General features: G+C 40.6%; 19 protein-coding genes. 14 read left to right on the top strand and 5 right to left on the bottom strand.

All coding sequences use genetic code 11. The features are described 5' to 3' along the window. Window positions 1-255: 255 nt before the first annotated feature. From cynS to sfsA, 10 genes are all read left to right on the top strand, one after another. Window positions 256-696 (top strand): cyanase, encoded by a 441-nt coding sequence (gene cynS, locus ACJAZP_RS10065; protein ID WP_415230607.1) that lies wholly within the window; start codon window positions 256-258, stop codon window positions 694-696. A 131-nt stretch (window positions 697-827) separates the two neighbouring features. Next, window positions 828-1,640 carry a formate/nitrite transporter family protein gene (locus ACJAZP_RS10060; RefSeq protein WP_415230606.1) on the top strand — a complete coding sequence of 271 codons (813 nt, stop codon included), beginning with the start codon at window positions 828-830 and terminating at the stop codon, window positions 1,638-1,640. Between the two features lie 151 nt (window positions 1,641-1,791). Next, window positions 1,792-3,501: a protein kinase domain-containing protein gene (locus tag ACJAZP_RS10055; RefSeq protein WP_415230605.1), complete on the top strand. Its 1,710-nt coding sequence runs from the start codon at window positions 1,792-1,794 to the stop codon at window positions 3,499-3,501. A gap of 87 nt (window positions 3,502-3,588) precedes the next feature. Then, entirely contained in the window at window positions 3,589-3,888 is a 300-nt protein-coding gene (locus ACJAZP_RS10050) for a 4a-hydroxytetrahydrobiopterin dehydratase (RefSeq protein ID WP_415230604.1), read from the top strand. Window positions 3,889-4,228: 340 nt separating this feature from the next. Beyond that, on the top strand, window positions 4,229-4,786 hold the full coding sequence (locus tag ACJAZP_RS10045; protein ID WP_415230603.1) for an outer membrane beta-barrel protein: 558 nt from the start codon (window positions 4,229-4,231) through the stop codon (window positions 4,784-4,786). Window positions 4,787-5,660: 874 nt separating this feature from the next. Continuing rightward, window positions 5,661-7,616: a cation:proton antiporter gene (locus ACJAZP_RS10040; RefSeq protein ID WP_415230602.1), complete on the top strand. Its 1,956-nt coding sequence runs from the start codon at window positions 5,661-5,663 to the stop codon at window positions 7,614-7,616. 436 nt (window positions 7,617-8,052) lie between these two features. Next, the gene (locus tag ACJAZP_RS10035; RefSeq protein WP_415230601.1) at window positions 8,053-9,051 is read left to right on the top strand and encodes a DctP family TRAP transporter solute-binding subunit; all 999 of its coding nucleotides are present in this window, start codon (window positions 8,053-8,055) and stop codon (window positions 9,049-9,051) included. A gap of 124 nt (window positions 9,052-9,175) precedes the next feature. Then, a complete protein-coding gene (locus ACJAZP_RS10030; protein ID WP_415230600.1) occupies window positions 9,176-9,799 on the top strand; it encodes a TRAP transporter small permease in 624 nt (207 codons plus the stop codon). Between the two features lie 2 nt (window positions 9,800-9,801). Beyond that, window positions 9,802-11,175 (top strand): TRAP transporter large permease, encoded by a 1,374-nt coding sequence (locus ACJAZP_RS10025; protein ID WP_415230599.1) that lies wholly within the window; start codon window positions 9,802-9,804, stop codon window positions 11,173-11,175. Window positions 11,176-11,346: 171 nt separating this feature from the next. Continuing rightward, complete coding sequence (gene sfsA / locus ACJAZP_RS10020; RefSeq protein ID WP_415230598.1) at window positions 11,347-12,021, top strand: DNA/RNA nuclease SfsA; 675 nt, start codon at window positions 11,347-11,349, stop codon at window positions 12,019-12,021. Between the two features lie 71 nt (window positions 12,022-12,092). Here the strand turns inward: sfsA and ACJAZP_RS10015 are convergent, their stop codons facing one another. From ACJAZP_RS10015 to ACJAZP_RS09995, 5 genes are all read right to left on the bottom strand, one after another. Then, window positions 12,093-13,433 carry a sigma-54-dependent transcriptional regulator gene (locus ACJAZP_RS10015; RefSeq protein ID WP_415230597.1) on the bottom strand — a complete coding sequence of 447 codons (1,341 nt, stop codon included), beginning with the start codon at window positions 13,431-13,433 and terminating at the stop codon, window positions 12,093-12,095. A gap of 9 nt (window positions 13,434-13,442) precedes the next feature. Next, window positions 13,443-15,218 (bottom strand): sensor histidine kinase, encoded by a 1,776-nt coding sequence (locus tag ACJAZP_RS10010; RefSeq protein ID WP_415230596.1) that lies wholly within the window; start codon window positions 15,216-15,218, stop codon window positions 13,443-13,445. Between the two features lie 150 nt (window positions 15,219-15,368). After that, window positions 15,369-15,578 carry a GDCCVxC domain-containing (seleno)protein gene (locus ACJAZP_RS10005; RefSeq protein WP_415230595.1) on the bottom strand — a complete coding sequence of 70 codons (210 nt, stop codon included), beginning with the start codon at window positions 15,576-15,578 and terminating at the stop codon, window positions 15,369-15,371. A gap of 117 nt (window positions 15,579-15,695) precedes the next feature. Continuing rightward, window positions 15,696-16,064 carry a DOPA 4,5-dioxygenase family protein gene (locus ACJAZP_RS10000; protein WP_415230594.1) on the bottom strand — a complete coding sequence of 123 codons (369 nt, stop codon included), beginning with the start codon at window positions 16,062-16,064 and terminating at the stop codon, window positions 15,696-15,698. A gap of 245 nt (window positions 16,065-16,309) precedes the next feature. Continuing rightward, window positions 16,310-17,218, bottom strand: a complete 909-nt coding sequence (locus ACJAZP_RS09995; RefSeq protein WP_415230593.1) for a dienelactone hydrolase family protein — start codon at window positions 17,216-17,218, stop codon at window positions 16,310-16,312. A 507-nt stretch (window positions 17,219-17,725) separates the two neighbouring features. Here ACJAZP_RS09995 and ACJAZP_RS09990 point away from each other — a divergent pair. From ACJAZP_RS09990 to ACJAZP_RS09975, 4 genes are all read left to right on the top strand, one after another. Then, window positions 17,726-18,103, top strand: a complete 378-nt coding sequence (locus ACJAZP_RS09990; RefSeq protein ID WP_415230592.1) for a DUF3461 family protein — start codon at window positions 17,726-17,728, stop codon at window positions 18,101-18,103. 461 nt (window positions 18,104-18,564) lie between these two features. Next, window positions 18,565-19,953: a PTS sugar transporter subunit IIC gene (locus ACJAZP_RS09985; RefSeq protein ID WP_415230591.1), complete on the top strand. Its 1,389-nt coding sequence runs from the start codon at window positions 18,565-18,567 to the stop codon at window positions 19,951-19,953. A gap of 41 nt (window positions 19,954-19,994) precedes the next feature. Continuing rightward, a complete protein-coding gene (locus ACJAZP_RS09980; protein ID WP_415230590.1) occupies window positions 19,995-20,303 on the top strand; it encodes a PTS sugar transporter subunit IIB in 309 nt (102 codons plus the stop codon). 88 nt (window positions 20,304-20,391) lie between these two features. Next, the gene (locus tag ACJAZP_RS09975) at window positions 20,392-21,804 is read left to right on the top strand and encodes a GH1 family beta-glucosidase (RefSeq protein WP_415230589.1); all 1,413 of its coding nucleotides are present in this window, start codon (window positions 20,392-20,394) and stop codon (window positions 21,802-21,804) included. Window positions 21,805-21,806: the final 2 nt, after the last annotated feature.

Raw genomic sequence — 21,806 nt, 5'->3', positions numbered from 1 at the left:
TGCCACTTTCAAACCTTTCAGCCGAATTCGTTTTTATATAGCCGCCCTTATTTGGTGCGATAACAAAATAATTTAACAATCTTGGTGCTAACCTAAATCCCCCCAAAAAAAATAAAAAACCTAATGTGTTGATAATAAATAAATTAAAAGTATGGCATCATTTTTGCTTAGTACTTGATGTGTTAATTAATTGTTAGCTATATGTTGATTTTGTTGCATGCATATTCACTATTAATCATTATTAGGGATGCTTTTATGAAGAAAATAGACGTAACTGAACTTATTTTTGCCAGCAAAAAAGACAATGAGTTATCTTGGCAGACAATTGCAGATGCAGCTGGAATGTCAGTGGTCTGGACAACCTCAGCCTGCTTAGGGATGAACAGTTGTCCCTTAGAAGTAGCCGATAAACTTGTTGAATTTTTAGGCTTACCGGCAGAAGCCAAATCAGTACTAATGGAATATCCCACTAAAGAGTGGGATAAATCAGTACCGCAAGATCCATTAGTTTATCGATTATACGAAGTGGTTGGTGTCTACGGCGATACTCTAAAAGAAGTGATTCAAGAAAAATTCGGTGACGGTATTATGAGTGCTATCGATTTTTCCATGGACGTTGCGAAGGAAGAAAACCCCAAAGGTGACCGCGTTATTTTAACCCTGAATGGTAAGTTTTTACCCTATAAAGCCTGGTAAGTTTTTACTGTTAATCGCCTTTTTAACAGATTGGTATTTAACAATTTTGTAAACAAGTAAAAGTCAGCTGTTGCCTGTGTTATTGAAATACACATTATTAAATAATTTAATATTAAAAAGTGAGAACTTAAATGTCTTATATTGAACCAAGTGAATTTGTTACCAAAATGGTTGATTCTGGAGAGCAAAAAATATACATGTCTACTAAAGACACCCTTATTCGCGGATTTATGGCGGGCGCTATTTTAGGTTTAGCCGCCATTTTTGCAATAACGGTGGCAACAAAAACAGGCAGCCCAATATTAGGAGCCTGTCTTTTCCCCGTTGGTTTTATTATGTTGTATTTAATGAAGTTTGACTTACTAACCGGTGTGTTTACGCTTGCGCCACTGGCGTTATTTGATAAACGCCCGGGGGTTACCTTTGGTGGTGTGATGCGCAATTGGGGTTTAGTCTTTATCGGTAACTTTGCCGGCGCATTAACAACTGCTTTTTTAATGTCTTTTATTTTAACCTACGGTTATTCAACCGACGGTGGTGCTATCGCTACTAAAGTGAGCAGTATTGGTGAATCAAGAACCTTGGGTTATCAAGCACATGGTATCGGTGGTTGGGTAACTATCTTTATTCGCGGTATGTTGTGTAACTGGATGGTTTCAATGGGTGTGGTCGGTGCAATGATTTCAACCTCAGCGGGGGCTAAAATGGCTGCAATGTGGATGCCCGTTATGTTGTTCTTCTTCATGGGATTTGAGCATTCAATTGTAAATATGTTTTTATTCCCGTTTTCTATGATTATGGGCGGCGACTTTACCGTGACTGATTACCTGTTATGGAACGAAGTACCTACTGTTCTTGGTAACTTGGCAGGTGGTTTATTACTTGTTGGTTTACCCTTGTATTACACTCATGTTAAAACATCCCCAGAACGTAAACTTGTTTAATTGAAACCTTTAATTAACACCTTTAAAACGCCAAAGTGATAATACTTTGGCGTTTTTTATAAATATTGGTGGTGAAATTATCCACACAAAGAGGATCAAAATATTTACCATCAGACTCACAAAAAAATGCCCCATCGATAGGATGTGAATAATGAGCCAAGCGTTAAGCGTTAGTATTGGGCAAGCCACTGACAAAGGTGTGAAAGAAATTAACCAGGACGCTATTGGTCATTTAATTCCTCAGGAGCCATTATTAAGCACCAAGGGCATTGTTTTAGCAATGGCAGATGGTATTAGCTCAAGTAGAGTGAGCCAAATAGCCAGCACTACGGCCGTTGCCAGTTTTCTCGAAGATTATTATTGCACTTCTGATGCCTGGGCAGTTAAAACCTCAGCCCAAAAAGTAATTAAGTCGATTAATTATTGGTTGTATGCGCAAACCCGCAACAGCCCCTACCGTTTTGAAAGAGATAAAGGCTATGTGGCTACTTTTAGCGCATTAGTTTTAAAATCTAATACTGCCCATTTATTTCATTCCGGTGATACCCGCATTTTCCGAGTTTTAGGTAATCAATTAGAGCAATTAACTAAAGATCACCGCCGGGTTGTTTCCTCGGAGGTAAATTATTTAACGCGCGCCTTAGGCATTGATCCAATATTAGAGATTGACTACCACAGTGAACCCATTGAAAAAAATGATGTATTTCTTATTGCGACCGACGGTGTGTATGAATTTATTAGTCACAAGCAGATATTAGGCTGTATTGCTGACTCAGAAACCTTAGATATTGCGGCTCAACAGATCATCACACAAGCAATTTCCGCAGGAAGTGATGACAACCTCAGTATTCAAATTGTGCGTATTGAAAATCTACCAAACTATCAACTAAGTGAAGTACAGCAGCATCTTACTCTGCTACCTCTCCCTCCTAGATTAATGCCGAGAATGCAATTTGATGGTTATGAAATACTGCGTGAAATATATATCAGCAGCCGTAGCCATGTTTTTTTAGCGCTGGACAGTGAAAGCCGGCAAACCGTGGTGATTAAAACGCCTTCAACGGAATTACGTAATAATAGGCAATACCTTGAAAACTTTATGCTGGAAGAGTGGATAGCTAAACGCCTTAATAATGCCCATGTCGCTAAAGCGTTAGAGCCACCACGCAAGCGCCATTTTTTATATTTGGTGAGCGAATATATTGACGGTATTACACTAAATCAATGGATGATTGATAACCCGAAACCGACCATTAACCAAGTTAGAGCTATTGTCGAACAAACGGCAAAAGGATTGCAGGCATTTCACCGACAAGAGATGGTCCATCAAGACTTACGACCCAATAATATTATGATTGATAGCAACAACATTGTTAAAATTATTGATTTTGGATCAACCTTTATTGCCGGTGTAACTGACATCAAAAATGAACAAGCGGTGCGTGGCACTATGCGCTACTCAGCGCCGGAATATTTTTTAGGAGAAGTTGGCAGTCCGCGTTCGGATATATACGCATTAGCCGTTGTTACCTACCAAATGTTATCGGGGCGTTTTCCATATCATGCTGAAATAGCACAGGTTAGAAGCCTTTCTGCGCAGCGTCGTTTAGTTTATAAAAGTTTAATTAATGATGATATCGAATTTCCAATTTGGATTGATGACACACTCCGTAAAGCATTAAACGTTGAACCGCTAAAACGTTACGCAGAGTTGTCAGAATTTGTACATGATCTACACCATCCCAATAAAGCTTTTATATCTCGTACCAGCCGGCCGTTAATAGAGCGTGATCCGGTTATGTTCTGGCAGGGGGTTAGTTTTATTTTACTGTTAATCATTGTTATTCAATTGGTCCTATAATCTTTTAAGCGATTATAAATGGTTGTGTCGCAGGTTAATGGTCGCAGCCCTGAAATTATTAACCGAGTTTTGCAAAGGAGAAGGTAAATGATTGTTGAAAAATTGAGCGCTAGTGAGTTGTTGATTGAGCTTGAAAAACTCAATCGTGATTTAGACGTGGCTTGGAAAATTGAGGATCAAAAATTAAGTAAAACCTTTAAGTTTAAAAACTTTATGCAGGCATTTGCGTTTATGACCCAAAGTGCACTTTATGCTGAAAAGAAAAATCATCATCCCGAATGGTTTAATATCTATAATAAAGTTGTTATTCAGTTAACCACTCATGATGTCGCGGGAATAAGCTTTAAAGATTTTGATTTGGCAAAAAAAATGGAATCATTTATCTAGCATTTTTTAACAAAATATTACTAAGGTCGGCTGTTATCAGGCGCTGCTGATTTATAGCCACTCAACCTTCTCCTGCTGTAAACAAAGTTTAGTTGTACAGCTTTTTGCCCAGCCTTTTGCTATCTCGACATGCTAATTATACAAGCACACCCAACTCGATCATAACGTTTATGCTGACTTAATCTGGCCTTGCTTGATGATAAGTATATCTATAACGGCACTTTTTTATTTCCTTGATATTTAAATATTTACTTCGTTTTTGATGCACATTCATTGTGTTTTTCAAAGTCGTAATGTATTGTTTAAACAATTTTTTGACATTATACAAAAGGGATTTTTAATGAAAAAAGTAATACTTGGAATGTCGTTACTGATTGCTTTAGCGCCTATGACTTCTATTGCTGCAACGACAGCGGCTTTCTCTGAAAATGATTTTGCCGGAGCTCGAATTGGGCTTGGATATTCACAAACATCACTAAAAGTTAAATCTGATGGCGGGATGACGGCTGATTCTGATGGCCAGGGCATAAAAATAGAATTAGGTTATGATTTTAACCGTGTTATTGGGCTCGAGACTTCATATGAAACGGTTAATAATAGTTTTGAAAATCTAATTAGTGATCATGATATTGGAGGCTCAACAATTAAAGTTGGTACGGATATTGGTTATGCTTTTTTTAGTGAAAACGTTTTTTTTAAACCTTATGGCAAGCTTGGATTTGTATCAGTTTCAGATGATGAATTTGACGAAAGTTCTGTATTTGCTGGCTTAGGGCTTCGTTATCAATATAAACATATATATGCAAATATAAGCGTGGACTCTTTTTTTCTGGATCGCGACGGTTATGACTATAACCGGTTTATACAAACTGGAGTGATCGTTGGTTATAAATTTTAACCATAGGAATTATGATCCAAGCAGTGTGTTGACTTTGTAAGTATGAATGGTACTTCATAAAGCTATATCTGCATGATTAAATTGACTTAATACATTAAAATTTAGAAAAAGCAGCCAGAAAAAATTGTATATTAGACTCACCATAAACCAATACGATAGACCCTGACTGCATCATTTTTTAATAGCCAACCTCTGCAGATACATTAAAAGATACCCCTCATTTTTATGCTTCGGATTTTCTGTATATATTAAAATCTGATCATACAGTATCAATTATTGAACATAATATTTGTGCCTATAAAAGTCGGATTTTTACACCAATGGTCACTCGTATAGTGATTATTAAACAGACGCTAAATTTTGACCATTAATGGAATTAGAGTAAGCTTTAACGATTTTAATTTGGCAAAATGGAATCATTTAGATAGCATTTTTTAACCGAATATTACAATGTCGAGGGTTATCAGGAGTTGCTGCTTTATAACCATTCAACCTTCACCTGCCGGCGAGTATTCCATTATTATTCGATTTTTTCACTGCGGCATGATATTAATAATTAATTTATATTTTTATTTATATCTTAAGTAATCTGCGCTTGCTATCTCTTTTTACATCCTCTATAACTTATCAATCATCAATTAATTATCAATAAATTAGACGTGTTTTGCTGGGCTCTGCAGTGCTATTTTACGACCTTAGATAAAGGTTAAAAAGCATTGTTATCTTGTTGGTAAAATGTGATCGATGTTTAACTTTAGTGTTTTTTGTTTTTTTTAGAGATATAGTGAGTGCTCAGAAAACAAGCTAAATAATGTAGTTGCGTGTCAACTTAGGAAGTTACCTTTTTATATTTAAAGGATGTTAGGGGAAATTTATGGTTGACAAAATTACAGCGATGCTCGGCTTGGTGGGCGTTTTATCTCTACTTTGTCAGTGGATTGGTTGGAAAACCCGATTACCAGCCATACTGCCTCTGCTGATCTGCGGTTTGCTCATTGGACCGGGATTAGGGATTCTCAACCCCGATCAAATATTTGGCGAACTGCTCTTCCCTATTATTTCTTTAGGAGTGGCTATTATTCTTTTTGAAGGGGCTTTAACGCTTAATTTTAAAGAGATTAAAAATCACGGTCGAATGGTGACGAACCTGGTGTCGATCGGTACCGTTATCACCTGGGGATGTATTGCCAGCGCAACACATTTTCTTCTCGAATTTGAATGGTCGATGGCGATTCTGTTTGGCGCATTGGTGGTGGTCACCGGCCCGACCGTGATAGTCCCTATGTTACGCAGTATTAAACCGAAAACGGAATTAGCCAGCATTTTACGTTGGGAGGGCATTATCATTGATCCCATTGGCGCACTGCTTGCTGTTTTGGTTTTTGAATATATTTCATTCTCCTCTGATCCGACGGTGCATATACTGTCAGCCTTGGGCACAACCTTAGTCATTGGCCTGGGTTTGGGTCTGAGCAGTGGTTATTATGTGGGACACCTTTTAAGAAACAATTTGTTGCCTCATTATTTAAAAAATGCCGCTGTTATAACCATTATGCTGGGTGTGTTTGTCAGTGCTAATCTGCTTCAGGAAGAGTCTGGCTTACTGACCGTCACTGTAATGGGCATTTTACTGGCAAATATGCGCGGTGTTGGCGTTTCCGATATTCTGGAATTCAAAGAAACATTAACGGTATTAGTAATTTCTGTCTTATTCATTCTACTCGCCGCACGTGTAGATTCTCAGGCGCTACTGAGTTTAGGCTGGCAGGGCATTGCCCTTTTATTGGTGGTGATGTTTATTGCCCGTCCCTTAAGTGTCTGGTGCTGCGGAATAGGTACATCATTAACTAAGCAGGATAAATGGTTTTTAAGTTGGATGGCGCCGCGCGGCATTGTCGCTGCAGCGGTATCATCCTTGTTTGCCATCAAACTGGAAAAACTCGGTGTCGAAGGATCCGAGTTAATTGTCCCTTTGGTGTTTCTCATTATTATCGGCACCGTTGTCATTCAAAGTTTGACTGCTGCGCCCTGGGCAAAATTTTTACGCGTCACCAAGGGAAAATCACAGGGATTGCTTATTTTTGGCGCCTCCCGTTTTTCGAGAGAATTAGCCACGGTTTTAATATCAAATAATGTCAGAGTGCTGCTCGCTGATAATAACTGGGATAATATCAGACTCGCCCGAATGGAGAATATTCCTGTCTATTACGGTAACCCGGCCTCGGGACACGCGCTTAATTTTCTAGATATGACCGGAATAGGGCGCTTATTAGTATTATCTCCCTACACTCAGCTTAATCCCCTGGTGACTTTCCATTATCAGGATTTATTGGGTAAAGAAAAAGTATATGGGTTACATAATGGCGATGAAAAGAAACCCAGGCACCAATTGTCAGAAACATATCAACAAAGGTTATGTTTATTTAGTGAAACCGTTTCCTACGCTAAATTGGCAAGTTTGATATCCCAGGGTGCTGTGATTAAAAGTACCAATCTGACCGATAATTTCAATTTTACCGATTTCCGCAGCTGTTATGGTGATTCTGCACTGCCACTGGTGTACATACAAAATAAAAAAGTGTTCATTTATACAGGATTAGAGTCAATACCGAGCAGTAGCATCCAATTGATTAGTTTGTTGCCCGTAGCAGCTCAAGAGCTTGCTAAACAACTTCCTGAAAAACTGAAGCTGGCGTTACAAAAACCGCGAGAGCAGGAATCTTTAACCGATCAAAACCTTAATAGTGATAAAAATCCGAATAATTATCAAAAAATAAAAACCTTGATAAAAAATACCATTAGTCACAAGGACAATACAAAAAAAACTTAATCTCTGATTTGCAGTGCCTATGATCATTGCGCAAAATAAATGATCATAGGCAAATAGCTGGCGACTGCGAATGAAAACAACCCCGTTTTTTATCTTAACAACTCAGGCGAAGAAACTGTTCACAGTAGATAACCCTTTTAAACCCCCATTCCAGATTTAATTCCCCGATTAAAAATAAATTGGCATTAGTCCACCCATAAGATGATCTTAACTGGGTGGATTCCCACCCAATTTTACTCCCCGCAAACAGATTTAAAGTTAATGACTTGTAAGCAGGTTGTTTGGTTGTACGCCTCCTGTAACATTAAATTAACATTGGCACGTTAGTTGCTACATATAAAATGTAAAATGTAAAATGTAGTTCAACCGACGCCTTGTGTAATTAATAGACAAGGCGACAGATAAAACAACTAAAACTGCCGTACAGGAGTACAACATGTTAAATAAATTAATGACCCTTTCCCTTGGCACCGTTGCCGTACTTGCAAGCTTTAATGCAACAGCAAGTTGCGAGCCTGGTGAAATAGTGATCAAATTCAGCCATGTAACCAATGCGACCAGCCACCCGAAGGGGATCGCCGCCTCTTTATTAGCCGACCGAGTGAATAAAGAGATGGATGGCAAAGCCTGTATGGAAGTTTTTCCTAATACCACCCTTTATAATGATGACCAGGCGCTGGAAGCACTTTTGAACGGTGACCTGCAGCTTGCTGCTCCTTCTTTATCCAAGTTTGAAAAAATAACTAAAAAATTCCGTCTCTTTGATCTGCCGTTTTTATTTGATGATGTGGCCGCCGTAGACCGCTTTCAAAATTCCGCGTCCGGTGACGCTTTAAAAGATTCGATGGTCCGCCGAGGCATAAAAGGATTGGCATTTTGGCACAATGGCATGAAACAGATGTCAGCGAGTAAACCGCTGCTACTGCCGAGTGATGCCGAGGGCCTTAAGTTCCGAGTACAAGCTTCCGATGTGCTTGTTGCTCAATTTGAACAACTTGGCGCTAACCCTCAAAAAATGTCTTTTAGTGAAGTTTATGGCGGTCTGCAAACAAAAGTTATCGATGGTCAGGAAAATACTTGGTCAAATACCTACGGTAAAAAATTCTTCGAAGTACAAGACGGCGTCACTGAAACCAATCACGGTATTCTCGATTACCTAGTGGTGACCTCTGATAAATGGTGGAAATCTTTACCAACAGAAGTCAGTGCTCAGTTAAGCACCATACTTTCTGAAGTGACTCAAACCAGAAATGGTGAATCCATGAGAGTTAATGAAGAAAACAAACAAAAAATCATTGATGCGGGCGGCGTGGTACGCACTTTAACCGCGGAGCAACGTCAAGCCTGGGTTGTTGCACTTAAACCGGTGTGGAAAAAATTCGAAAAAGATATCGGTAGCGATCTGCTTGATGCTGCAATAGCGTCAAATAAATAACACTATCACCCATCCATTTGCCTATACGCAGGTCCGTATTTGCAAATGGAGTGGGCGAGTTAAGCAGTACTTTCTAACACCTAACACCTAATACCTACTAACTAATAAGTTCGGAGCGTGGCAAATGAAAAGTGGATTTTTTACTCGATTAGGGGAAATAACTGACTATCTGGAAGAGACCTTAATTGCGCTCTTTTTAGGTTTGATGACTTTATTAACCTTTGCCAACGTCGTTTTCCGATATGTATTAAACGATAATATTTTATGGGCATTGGAGCTGACCGTGTTTATGTTTGCCTGGATGGTGCTGGTCGGTGCCTCTTACCTGGTGAAAAAACATTTTCATATCGGCGTTGATGTGGTCATTAATCTTGCGCCTGCAGGGCTTAAAAAAGTCTTTGCATTAATCGCCGTCTGTTCATGCCTGGCGTTTTCAATTTTATTATTCATTGGTTCTTGGGACTACTGGCTTCCCTTTATAACGGACCAAGCCTGGTATGAAACCCAGGACATTCCGATGCCGGACTTCTTACAATTTTTGGCTATCTGGTTCAATGAAGGAGAGCAATATGAAAAGTTACCGCGTTTTATTCCCTATTTTGCGCTGCCGCTGGGTATGGCAATGATGACCTATCGATTTCTGCAGATTGCCTGGCTGGTTGCCACCAATAAAATAGATAAGATGATTGCAAGTCATGAAGCCGAAGAAGATTTAGATTCGTTACATCATTCGAAGAAGGGAGAATAATTATGGCTATGTTATACCTTTTTCTAATGGTTATTGTGTTTATGACGGTCGGTGTGCCTATTGCGGTGTCTCTGGGTCTGTCGAGCATTATCTTTTTATTAATACATTCTGATGCGTCGCTTGCATCGGTCGCGCAAACACTGTTTAACGCTTTTGCCGGACATTATACTTTATTAGCTATTCCTTTCTTTATATTAGCGTCCAGTTTTATGGCCACGGGTGGCGTCGCTAAGCGGATTATCCGTTTTGCCATCGCCATAGTGGGATCACTTCGCGGTGGTCTGGCAATGGCCTCGGTGGTTGCCTGCATGATGTTTGCGGCACTGTCCGGATCGTCTCCGGCAACTGTCGTGGCGATTGGCGGCATCGTGATTGCCGGCATGGTCAAAAATGGTTACAGCAAAGATTTTGCGGCGGGTGTTATCTGTAATGCCGGCACCCTGGGGATTCTTATTCCGCCTTCCATCGTGATGGTTGTCTATGCGGCGGCGACCGATGTTTCAGTCGGCAGAATGTTTCTAGGTGGCGTAATACCGGGTTTACTGGCCGGCTTGATGCTGATGGTTGCTATCTATATTTATGCGCGGGTTAAGAATATTCCGGCGCAACCTTTTGTCGGCTGGAAAGAGGTTTTTGATTCGGCCAAAGATGCGGGTTGGGGATTGCTGCTGATTGTGATTATTCTTGGCGGGATTTATGGCGGTATCTTTACGCCGACCGAGGCCGCTGCCGTGGCAGCAGTTTATGCCTTTTTTATCTCTAATTTTATCTATAAAGACATGGGACCTTTATCCGCTAAAGAGCCTGCGGAGAAACGCGCTCAACCCTACTGGCGTAAAGCATCACATGCACTGTGTCACGAAGATACCCGTAAAACCCTCTACGAAGCGGGTAAACTCACTATTATGCTGATGTTTATCATTGCCAATGCCCTGATTTTAAAACACGTTTTAACGGAAGAGCAGATTCCGCAAATGATCACCGCAACAATGCTCGATGCCGGTCTCGGGCCGATCACTTTCCTCATTGCGGTTAACGTCATTCTATTAATCGGAGGCCAATTTATGGAGCCCTCCGGCCTGCTTATTATCGTTGCGCCGCTGGTCTTTCCAATCGCCACGTCATTGGGAATTGATCCTATTCACCTCGGTATTATGATGGTAGTGAATATGGAAATAGGCATGATAACCCCGCCCGTGGGGCTGAATCTGTTTGTCACCGCAGGTGTCGCGCAGATGTCCATGATGAGAGTCGTCAAAGCCTCGTTACCGCTGGTCGGCGTGATGTTCCTGTTCTTGATGATAGTCACCTACGTACCCTGGGTTTCAACCTGGTTACCCACACTGATGATGGGACCTGAAATTATTACCAAATAACAGCATCCATTTTTGATTTGTTATAAAAAACCGATAAATACAGCTATTTATCGGTTTTTTAGTTTCTTAAACTTGATGGTTAATTTATCCTGCTTAACCGTGACTCATTTCATTAGTTCATTTGCCGGAGCTTGGCGACTTAAAATTCAATCAATAGGGCAAGTTTAAAATATGTTTAACAATTTACAAAAAGCGACACTGATCAAACGTTATAAGCGTTTTCTGGCTGATATTGAGTTACATAATGGAGAAGTTTTGACTATTTACTGCCCCAATACCGGTGCGATGACCGGCTGTGCAGAACCGGGCGATGAGGTTTGGTACAGCACCTCAACTAATCTCAAACGTAAATATAAATACACCTGGGAGCTCACTTTTAGCAAAGATGAACACTGGATATGCGTGAATACGGCAAGGGCTAATCAGTTGGTTAGTGAGGCGCTGCATAAGGGCGAAATTGAAGCGTTGTCGGGTTATAGCACCATTAAAGCTGAAGTGAAGTATGGCGCTGAAAATAGCCGCATCGATTTTCTTTTGAGCGATGAAAATAAAGCCGATTGTTATGTTGAGGTGAAAAGTTGTACTTTGCTTGAACAGCCGACGCTTGAAGGCAAAGGTTTTTTCCCCGATGCAGTCACCACGCGCGGTCAAAAACACCTGCGCGAGTTAATCGAAATGAAAGAGCAGGGTTTTCGCAGTGTATTACTCTTTGCTGTACTGCATAGTGGTATTAAATCGGTACAGGCAGCGGCGCACATTGATTCGAAATATGCGCAATTATTCGAGCAGGCTAAAAAAGCCGGCGTCGAAGTCTGTTGTTATTACCCTGAATTACCCCTGTCTTGAAAATTAACTCAAGCATAATCGGGTAAATGATACTCGATTATAAGCGGAGTAAAATGACCGCCTAGTGCCAGTTAAGGCCGTTCCGGTTCTTTATAATTTTGTTTTTCCAGATCGTGTTTCTGCATTTTATCGTAAAGGGTTTTTCGCGCCAAATTAAGTGTGGCCATGGTTTCTTTAATGCTACCGCCGGTGACACTTAACGCTTGCTCTATTAACGCTTTTTCAAATGCTTCTACCTGAGCTGATAAACTCAGTCCGCTATCGACAACGTCATTATCGTTATTTAATCCGGTTAATGATCCAAGCAAAATAAAACGTTCGGCGGCATTTCTAAGCTCGCGCACATTTCCCGGCCAGTCGTGTGCTAACAATGCCTGCAGTGCATTTGCGGGAAGAGCGGGAGCAGCTTTACCGTAGCGCGCCGCCGCGACTAATAAAAAGTGATGAAAGAGTGTCGGAATATCCTCTTTGCGCTGTTTTAAAGCCGGCAGATCAAGGGTGACTACATTTAACCGGTAATACAAATCTTGTCTGAAATCAGGGGCCGTTTTTAAATCTATTTTGGTGGCGGCAATAATGCGGATATCCAGCTTAATGGCCTTGTTTGAGCCAATGCGTTCCAAACTGCGTTCCTGCAGTACTCTTAACAAACGTATTTGCGCCTGCATCGGCATCGACTCTATTTCATCGAGAAACAGCGTCCCTCCCTGCGCATATTCAAACTTTCCGATGCGCTGGCTATCGGCACCGGTAAATGCGCCTTTTTCATGGCCGTAAAGTTCACTTTCAATGAGGTTTTCCGGTATTGCGCCGCAATTGACCGCGACAAAGTTTTTTGCGTTGCGTTGACTCTGTTCATGCAGGGAGCGCGCGACTAATTCTTTACCTGTACCGGTTTCGCCAAATAATAAAATATCTGCCTGACTGTCGGCAACGCGACTTATCATCTGCCTGAGTAAAATAATACAGGGAGTATTGCCGATAATGCGCGGGCCGAGCGTATCTTTACTCTGCAGTGCTTTCTTTAGCGCACGGTTCTCCAGGGTAAGCTGGCGTTTTTCAATGGCTTTACGGGTAGTTTCAATTAACCTGTCCGATGAAAATGGTTTTTCGATAAAATCATAAGCACCGGAGCGAATCGCCTGCACCGCCATTGAAATATCACCATGTCCGGTGATAAGAATAACCGGCAAGTCAGGATCCCATTGGTGCAGCGTAGTTAATAATTGTTGACCCGATAAACCCGGCAAACGGATATCAGTTATCACAACCACCGGAAGGGTGGTTTTCATGGCGAGTAACGCCGACTCAGCGTCGCTAAAAAAGCGCGTTTCAATCTCTGCTAATTCAAAGGTTTGTTCACTTGCGCTGCGTAAATCATATTCATCATCAATAAAAAAAACCGGACTCATAACTGCTCCTTAATGCTGTAATGGCAGGCTGATACAAAATTTGGCACCCTGATCCCGCCTGTTTTCAGCCCAAATTTCACCGTGCATGTTTTTTATGATCTGCTGGGAAATTGACAACCCTAAACCAAGACCGGATTCTTTAGTGGTAAAGAAGGGTTCGAATAATAGCGTTAAATCGCTTTGTTTAATACCGGTACCAATATCGAGCACTTCAACCCGCGCCTGCTGATCGTCAACCGTCAAGGTTATTGTAATGTGTTTTTCCTGACACTCTTCCATTGCCTGAATGGCATTGGAAAGCAGATTAACCACAATTTGTTCGAGCTGGATCGGCTCAGCTTTGACCTGAACCGGTTTGTCGGGCAGGTCCATCTCTAATAAAACCTGGCTTGCCTTAAGTTGTGGTTTGACCAATTCGTAGGATGCCAATAATACCGGCTGTAAGGAGATCATTGAAAGCTCCCCGTCGGATTTTCGAGCAAATGCTTTAAGCTGAGAACTGATTTTTGCCATTCGGTCGGTGAGATAGGTGATGCGTGTTAAGTTGTTGGAGACTTTGTCTTTTTTCCCAAGATCAAGAAATGTTACGGCATTTTCAGCATAACTGCGAATGGCTGCCAGGGGGTTATTTAATTCGTGACTGATGCTCGCGGAAAGTTGCCCTAACACGGCTAATTTGGCCGACTGGATCAACTCTTTCTGAGTATCCCGCAGTGCCCGTTCAGCTTTGCGCCTTTCATCTATTTCCGCGTGTAATGCGGAGGTGCGGTGCATCACCTGAAATTCCAGTTGCTGTTTAGCCTTGGCCTGTAATAACACTTGCTCCTTGTATCTGCTTTGTTTTTGACCTATCAGAATATGAACGAGATAAAGCAGTAGGTAGAACAATGAAACAAACACAATAAGCATGGTGATATTAATCAGCAGGGAAGTTGTCGGTGTCAGTACTCGGACTTGCCAATCTACATTTTTTAGAGTTTGGCTGAGAGATAAATAACGTTTTCCCGCTTGCGCGTCAGCATTTAAACGCAGTAGTGCAGGACTTTTATCCAAGGAACCCGTAAAGGATAATGATTTGATTTCATTGGAGAGATAGCGGCGACTATTTAAAATTTCATTTTTTAGCGTCTCTGAAAGCGGCGCCATACTGTGGAATAACCAAGCGGTTTCACTGGAAATAAAGATAATATGATTTTTATCAGTCACTATAAAATGCTGCTCTTTGCCGGACCAGGCTTTTTCTATTGAAGAAAGATCCATTTTTATGACCACTACACCTAAAATTTCAGCCGCGTATTTTACCGGATAAGAAAAGTAATAACCGCGTTGACCGGAAGTTAAGCCGAGTGCAAAATAGTGTCCGCGCTGATCATTCATCGCCTGTTGAAAGTACGGACGAAAAGCAAAATTATGGCCAATAAAAGAGGTGCTTTTTGACCAATTACTGGCCGCAATTGTTTTCCCGTTAGCATCGAGAAGATAAGTGTCCGAAGCGCCGATAATGTTATTAATCGACTGCAGATGGTGGTTGGTGATGTTTTGTTGAGCAGAGTTATTGGCGACTTTTAAGCTATCAATCAATATCCCTTGTCGGGATAATAGTTGTGGGATATAAGCAAAGCGTTCAAGTTGATTTTCCAGGTGACCACTGAAACGTTCAAGCTGCTGCTGGTTAGCTTCGACCAGACGTCCGTAGCTAAATTGCCATAACCAATTAGCGGACAGAGCAAGGGTTAAAAAATAGAAGAAAATAAGCAGCAGTGTGATTCGCCGATGATGACTCATTATTTTCTCCTGAAATTATCTATTATCTAGTAACTAATTGTTTTTATATTAATATTTATATTCTTTGCCAGATGACTCACAAAATTAGGCGCGGGATATTAGCTGCAAAGGCAAAACAATGAAACGTCTGAAAGATTTATAATCTGGCGGTTACAAACAGCAATCCCCGGCCTGTTGCGGTGGGCATTTAAGCGTGCCAAAGGAGCAAAAAACACAGCAGTCTCCCGCAAGAGGTTTGATAAGTGAGTGGCATGACGTGCATTGATAATAATACAGACAGGCGTCGATCGGCATGCTTTCCTGTTTTTCAAAGCCGCATTCCGGGCAGGTGATTTTAGATATTAAAATAATTTTCTGCATGATAACTCTCCTAACGTTCGATCATACGCAATATGCTGTGCGCTTAAGCTCGAAACATAGCGAGATTAAGTTTAATACTCTCTCCTAACCAGTAAGCAGGGCGCTAATGCTGTGCGCTTAAGCTCGAAACATAGCGAGATTAAGTTTAACACTCTCTCCTAACCAATAAGCATATTCAGTGTGGTCTCTAAGATTATCCCCGGTATTTGCATGCACGAAAATGGTCAGTCCATTGCGCTGCGCATCCAGCCAAGGAATGAATTTATCAAAATCCCGATCGTTAAATGATATTTGGCAGCTCCACATAGGGTGGGGGCCGACAGCCTTTTGATGAATTCTACCAACCTTAAGATTAAATAATTCACCCGCTTGCTGGCACAGGCTAGTTGCAAAGGTCAATGTTTGCTGGTCAAAATAGATGTGGGCATGGTAATGCTGGTGGATATTGACCGGGCGTTTAATTTCAGTGATGTTAGTCCCTTCCATTTTATTTTCCTGTCTAAGGGGCGCTGTAGCTGACAAGTAATATCACGTCCATTATTTTGTGACCAGTTGAAGTTGTTCAAAATCCATTTGAGCTCAGCCAGTGTCTTGTTTTTATGCGTTTTTCTGAGTTGAAATAGGGGGCTTTAAATAATGTATTTGCTGTTAACCCTGAATCTATATTGTGAGGTGAAATACCACCTCACAAAATAACAGCTAGGCTTGTTTATCTGGCTTAATAAATGCTTTCAGGCAAGGTGTTTATTAAAAAAATCAATGCTGCGTTTCCAGGCAAGCTCGGCATTTTCCGCGTCATAGCGGGCTGTAGAATCATTGTGAAAACCATGATTCATTTTTGGATACATGTGCATGACGTAATCAATGTTATGCGCTTTTAAATCCTGCTCATATTCAGGCCAGGTTGCATTGACTCTTTTGTCCAGTTCGGCAAGCTGAATCATTAAAGGTCCTTTAATGTTTGCGCGTAACTCTTTAGCTGCCGGGGTACCGTAAAAGGATACGGATGCAGCCAGCTTATCGGGAACAGTTGCAGCCAGCATATTGACAATATAACCGCCAAAGCAGAAACCGACAGACCCTAGCTTTCCATTTCCAGAAGGGTGCGATTTTATAAACAGCGCCGCAGCGATAAAATCTTTTTCTACTTTTACCTTATCCATGGAGCTCTGCATCTGTTTGCCTTCCTCATCATTGCCCGGATAACCGCCTAATGTATGCAGTATATCGGGAGCAAATGCAATGAAGCCAGCTTTGGCCAGGCGGCGCGCCACATCTTTGATGTAGGGGTTAAGCCCTCTATTTTCATGGATAACCAAAACCACCGGCGCTTTCTCTGTTAACCCGACGGGTGTCGCTAGATAACCACGTCCTTCTCCATTACCTTCGGGGGAAGGGAAACTGAGGTATTCGGCTTTTATATCCGGATCATTGAAAGAAACCTGCTCGGCAAGGGCATAGTTCGGTATTAATGCTGATGTCAGCATGGTCATTGAAACACCGGCTACAACCAGGGTGGATAGTTTCTTCATGAATGTCCGTCTGTCCATCAATCCATGGGCATATTCGTCATACCAATCGAAGGCTTCCTGCGGTATGGGGTGTGTTTTATGTATTTCAGGGATTTTGGGTGTTAGCATAATGACCTCATTAGTGGATGTGCCGGAGCAACGAGTGTGTTTCTTACCATCAGGTTTTGTGAGAATTCAAGTTTTTAACTTGTTTATTCATGGTATGCGAAGTTACCAGAAAAGAGTTTATGACTGAAATTAAAATAAGTCGAATCAATAGAGGTTTTATTGCACAATGAGAGGAAGAACAATGGCTGGAAGCCTTTATTTCAGGGTGGTAGTTAAGGTTTTCAGAATGACCGCTTTAACTGTTTATTATCAGTTAAAAAAGCGTCGCTCAGTATATTATCTGAATTTATAAGCAATAGAAAAAAACACACAATATATCAAGAAGTTAATTTTTTATGGAAAGAATGTAAGCAAGGTCTAATAGTTTAGAGTTAGTGCATTGAAAACTTTTAGAAGAGCTATTAAAACTGTAATGTTATATTAATGTTATATTAATGCTATTGAATAACGTCTTGTTCCGCTTAATCGGTCTTGCATAAGCTCATCACTCATTCTCAAGGAATTATTATGTACTCAAACTTAAAAAACATTGGCGTTGTCAATTATGAAAATATCGACAAATATACGCTTCGCCAAGAAGGTGATAATGATATTCTCAAAATATATTTCCGTAAGGCCTCGCGTCAATTTCTCGCCAAAAGTCTTAAGTTTAAATTTCCAAGGCAGAGAAAAAAAATAAGCGCTGAGCATGGCAGTAACGGATTCAGAAATGTCTCTGAAATTAATAGCACCCTGCGTTATGTTCTCAAAGAGCTTGACTCTCTTACGGAACATGTAAAAGAAGAAAAAGAGATAAAGGTGCAGATATTGGATGATTTAAAACACCTGGAATCTGTTGTCTCAAGTAAAATAAAAGAAATTGAACGCAAATTAGAAAAAATGTAATTAATTGCTGGCAATTAAATAAGGGAGCATTAGATATGCTCCCTTTCGTTCGTATAGCCCTTCAGTTTGAACATAATAAAATCAATATTTTCATCATCTTAGACTTTCTCCCATAACCCTGCTCAAATCTTTATCTTGCCGTCATTTTCCTGCAGAGCAAAAAAGTAACTCTTTAAAAAAGCGGTTAATAATCCAATATCTTATTTTAACTATCTGATTAATATAAATAAATTTTATTGATTTCTTGAGAGGGGCCTTATCGTATTAACTCGAAAAATTCCCTTTTTTCAAAGTCCATTTTTTATAAAAAGCTCTTACAAAAACCTAGGGTAAATATATTGTGATCCATTTCGCATTAATCACCAGTTTTTGTGTAACCGGTTTCGGAAACCGGTTACAGTCCGCTCATCAAAACTATTTTCTAACAATTAAATATTTTAAAAGCTAACTAGAGGTGTTAAATGAGTACGCAAACTACGGATAAAAAAGCTGCTTTAATGGATAAGCTGGATGCTGTTCTGGGCAAGGTATTAAAAGTCGTCAATTCAAAATCGATTGTCGCTATAAAAGAAGGGTTTATGCTGACCATGCCCTTAACTATTATCGGCTCCGTCTTTCTGCTGCTGGCATTTATACCCATTGACGGTTATGGCGAATTTATGGCCGGTATTTTTGGTGCCGAATGGGCGACACCCTTATTTCAAGTCGTCGGGGCAACATTTGACATTCTCGCCATGGTTGGCGCCTTTGGTATTGCTTATACCTATGTTAAACATGAAGGCCATGTCGGTACCAACGCCGGCGTCTTAGCGATTGTTTCCCTGCTAATTGTCAATAACGCTTTTGTCATGGCGCCAGATGGAATCGCGCATATCGGCGGGGTAATACCTAAAGAGTACCTCGGTGGTAAAGGTATGATTGCCGCTATTATTATCGGTTTAGTGGTGGGTAAAATTTATTCGCTGGCGCTTAATCGAAACTGGGTTATTAAATTGCCCGATGCGGTGCCTGAAGGTGTGTCAAATGCATTTAAATCGTTAATTCCCGGTTTTATTATTATCACATTAGCCTTTCTGACCTTTATCTTTTTCAAAAGTGGTTTCGATCAGACCTTTATCGAAACTATTTACACTATTTTACAAACGCCGTTACAAAATATGTCTGACTCATTCTGGGGCGCCCTGAGTATTGCACTGTTAATTTCTCTGCTTTGGTGGTGTGGTGTTCACGGACCGGTCGTCGTGATGGGTATTATGGGCCCGATTGTTACCGCCAATGCTCTTCATAATCAGAGACTTATTAATGACGGTATAACGCTCGTTGCAGGTGAAAATGCAAAAATAGTAACCAACCAGTTTGTCGATCAATTCCTGACCGTTGGTGGTTCAGGTCTGACATTTGGCCTGGTTTGCTGCATGGTATTATTCGCACGCTCTGCTCAGATGAAACAGCTGGGACGATTATCCTTTGTACCGGGTCTGTTTAATATTAATGAACCGGTTATTTTTGCAACCCCTATTGTCTTTAACCCTATTATGTTTATTCCCTTTGTCGTTGCACCGCTACTTTCTGTTTGTATGGTGTATAGCTCAATCAGCATGGGTCTTGTTGGTCCGTTCTCGGCGATTCAGGTTCCGTGGACAACCCCTATGATCTTAAGTGGATTTATTATCGGCGGATGGCCTGCCGCTATCTTACAAGTTTGTGTTTTCTGCATGACCCTTTGTGTGTACTTCCCATTCTTTAAATATCAGGACAAGTTAGCCGCTAACGAGGAACATCAGGAAAGACAAAATTCACAAAAACATGCTCAGCAAGATGAGCCGGACTTACAGCCAGTTACTGTCTGATTCAAGAAAAAACAATAACTTCACAAAAATAGAGAGAAATAATGATGAAAAAGATTTTATTACTGTGTTCCGCCGGAATGTCAACTTCGATGGTTGTTAAAAAAATGCGTGAAAGTGCTGAAAAAAAAGGCATAGAAGTACATATTGAGGCGCAGCCTGTAGAAGCCTTTCATGATAATTTAGAGGAATACGATCTGTTTCTTTTAGGGCCGCAAATTCGCTTTAAAAAAAATGAGTTACAGAAAATAGCTGACCCTGTTAACAAAAAAGTAGAAGTTATCAATATGGCGGACTACGGTATGATGAAGGGTGAAAAAATCCTTGAAGAGGCATTAAAACTTCTCGCTTAAATAAATAAGTGGCCATCGAGCTGTTTGATGGTCATTTAAATACTCATTAAAAACATTCAATTAAATAATATTTTCACGGGGTTAAAAAATGAAATTTGCAAATGATTTCTTGTTCGGTGCTGCGACTGCTTCTTATCAGGTCGAAGGTGCATGGGATCAAGATGGTAAAGGTCCAACTAACTGGGATGAGTTTAGCAAAATCCCAGGGAAAACTTTTCAAGGTACAAATGGCGATGTTGCGGTTGATCATTACAATCGTTATAAAGAAGACGTTAAATTAATGGCAGAAATGGGGCTGGAGTCATACCGTTTTTCTATTTCATGGGCGCGTATCTTACCTAACGGCAGGGGCGAAATAAACCAGAAAGGCATTGATTTTTATAACAACCTGATAGATGAGTGCTTAAAGTACGGGATCGTTCCGTTTGTCACTCTTTACCACTGGGATTTACCTTTAGCACTTGAAAAAGAGGGCGCCTGGTTAAATAAAAACACCGTTGATGCTTATGTTGAATACGCCAAAATCTGTTTTAATGCATTTGGTGATCGTGTAAAAAACTTCATTACTTTTAATGAAACGGTTGTCTTCGCTTCATTAGGTTATTTATCGGGTGCACACCCACCGGGCATTCAAAACAATCCTAAAAAATATTTCCAGGTCACACATAATGTATTTTATGCGCACGCTAAGACGATTATTGAATATAAAAAACTAAATCAGTACGGTGAAATTGGTTTAAGTCATGTATTTGCTCCCGCTTTTGCTGTTGATGATTCAGAAGAAAATAACTTTGCTGCAATGCATGCTAACCAATTTAATATGAATTGGTTTTACGATCCTATTCTCAAAGGGAAATACCCTGAATATGTGGTGCAGCAACTGGAAAAAACGGGTCTGTTACCTGATTGGACCGCCGATGAGTTACTGCTTATTGAACAAGCTGCGCCTTTAAATGATTTTATGGGGTTAAATTATTACCAACCGATGCGGGTTGAAAAAATGGAGGGGGCGGTTGAGCACGTCATCACTTTGGATAATTCAACGGGCAGACCGGGTAATCCAAGTTTTGATCAGGTTTATAAAACCGTTAAAATGGATGATAAAAAATACACTAAATGGGATTGGGAAATTTCCCCTGAAGGTTTTGTTGCCGGCCTTGAAATGCTCAAGGATAATTACGGACAAATTAAACTTTATATTACGGAAAACGGTTTAGGTGATGAAGATCCGATCATTGAAGGTGAAGTGTGTGATATCGCGCGGATCAACTTTATTAACGATCATCTGAAAGCCGTCAAAGAAGCGATTAGCCGCGGAGTCCATATTAAAGGTTATTACGCCTGGTCTGCGATTGATTTATTAAGCTGGTTGAACGGTTATAAAAAACAGTATGGTTTCATCTATGTGGATCACCAAAAGGGTCTTGAACGTAAGAAAAAAGCGTCATTTCATTGGTTTAAAAATATTATCGCAACCCGAGGTGAAAACTTGGAAGGTTAATT

The sequence above is a fragment of the Psychromonas sp. genome (assembly GCF_047632955.1).
Lineage (GTDB): Bacteria > Pseudomonadota > Gammaproteobacteria > Enterobacterales > Psychromonadaceae > Psychromonas.
The sequence above is the reverse complement of the archived record's forward strand: the minus strand, read 5'-3'. Positions and strand labels throughout refer to the sequence as shown.